The 1,811-nt window shown below is 44.7% G+C and carries 3 protein-coding genes; all 3 read left to right on the top strand.

The window, feature by feature from the left end; translation table 11 throughout:
- A partial coding sequence (locus AC4E96_RS12795) for a DapH/DapD/GlmU-related protein (RefSeq protein WP_490256090.1) occupies positions 1–408 on the top strand: 408 nt, incomplete at its 5' end.
- A 193-nt stretch (positions 409–601) separates the two neighbouring features.
- Complete coding sequence (locus AC4E96_RS12800; RefSeq protein WP_490256091.1) at positions 602–1,363, top strand: DeoR/GlpR family DNA-binding transcription regulator; 762 nt, start codon at positions 602–604, stop codon at positions 1,361–1,363.
- Positions 1,364–1,374: 11 nt separating this feature from the next.
- Positions 1,375–1,811 (top strand): class II glutamine amidotransferase (locus tag AC4E96_RS12805; RefSeq protein WP_490256092.1); only part of this gene is annotated, 437 nt, incomplete at its 3' end.

A 1,811-nucleotide genomic window follows, 5' to 3' on the forward strand; every position in this document is an offset into this window, starting at 1 on the left:
GGCGAAAACGCTCAAGTCGGTCCATATGCTCGTTTACGTCCGGGTGCAGTCGTTTCAAACAAAGCCAAAGTCGGTAACTTCGTTGAAATGAAGAAGTCAGTGTTGGGCGAAGGTTCAAAAGCCAACCACTTCTCATACTTAGGCGATGCGACAATTGGTGCTGGCGTGAATATTGGCGCAGGTGTGATCACTGCCAACTACGACGGTGTAAACAAGTTCAAAACTGACATCAAGGACAACGCCTTCATTGGTACTAACTCAACGCTTGTGGCGCCAGTAACCATCGAAGAAAACGGCTTTGTTGCTGCGGGTTCAACCATCAACAAAAACGTCGGTGAAAATGGTTTAGCGATTGCGCGTGGCAAACAGCGCAACATTGATGGTTGGCAACGTCCAACTAAAGGCTAATCACAACGAGTTATAGCCGAGCCATTGCAATATTAAGCCGCTTCACTTTTAACTAAAGTCAGGCGGCTTTTTTTGTTTTAAAATGCTTTCTTTTTGTTCCGCTTTGTCTATAATACCTTTCGTTTCGAAACTTAACCGAAACTTCAATTTATCTAACTTTACTCGCTCAACGCAACTCGGATGCTTAAGTAATATGGTTCAAAAACGCAATACTCAGTCACGCAGACGTGCCATTGTCGAAAAGGTCAATGCGTTTCAAGAAGTATCTGTTGAACAGTTAAAAGCCGAGTTTAATACTTCAGAAGTTACGATTCGAAAGGATTTATCTGCACTCGAAGCCAACGGCTTATTGTTGCGTAAATACGGTGGTGCCGTCGCATTACCGCAAGAATCGTCCGAACTCACCGACACCGAAGTTTCAGCCAACAAACAAGCCATCGGTAAAGCCGCAGCGGCATTAATCAAAGACCACAACCGCATTGTCATTGATAGTGGCAGTACAACCTCCGCGTTGTTAACTCATGCCCAACATGTTCGTGGTTTGGTAGTGATGACCAATTCAATCTCAGTGGCCAACCGCATCTTAGAGCTCGAAAACGAGCCTACTTTGCTTATGACTGGCGGCACATGGGACGCACAATCTTATTCATTACAAGGTCAATTCGCCGAAAACATGCTCCGCGCCTATAATTTCGACCAAGCATTTTTAGGTGCTTCGGGTCTGGATGTCGAACGTGGCACAACCACCTTTAATGAGCTCACAAATTTGAGCAGGATCATGGCAGAGGTTTCTCAGCAGGTTATTGTGATGGCTGAGTCGGAAAAGTTAGAACGAAAAATCCCAAATTTAGAACTCGCGTGGGAACACATCGATATTTTAGTGACCGACGCGGGTATTGATTCAGAAAGCGAAGCAAAGATTGCGGCGCAAAATGTACAAGTTATAAAAGCTTAAGGAAATTTATTATGTGTGGAATCGTTGGTGGCGTAGCAGAACGTCATATCGTAAATATTTTATTAGAGGGTCTAAAACGTCTTGAGTACCGTGGTTACGACTCAGCAGGTGTCGCTCTTCTTGAAACTGACGGTCAATTAATGCGTGAGCGTGAAGTTGGTAAAGTACAGGCATTAGCAGACGCCGTTGCCGCTTCTGGCGTAAATGGAGTGACTGGTATCGCTCATACTCGTTGGGCAACACACGGTGGCGTAACTCAAAAGAACGCTCACCCACACATGTCTAACGAAGAAATCGCGTTAGTCCACAACGGCATCATCGAAAACCACGAAAAACTTCGTGAAGCGCTTAAAGCAAAAGGTTATACCTTTAACTCTGATACTGACACAGAAGTAATTGCTCACTTAGTAAACGAAAACCGCAAATCTTCAGCGTCTTTATTAGAAGC

The organism is Psychrosphaera sp. (genome assembly GCF_982872775.1).

Bases quoted from the DNA above. Each gene is read 5' to 3' on its own strand.
- AC4E96_RS12800 (WP_490256091.1), top strand. From the start codon at position 602: ATGGTTCAAAAACGCAATACTCAGTCACGCAGACGTGCCATTGTCGAA.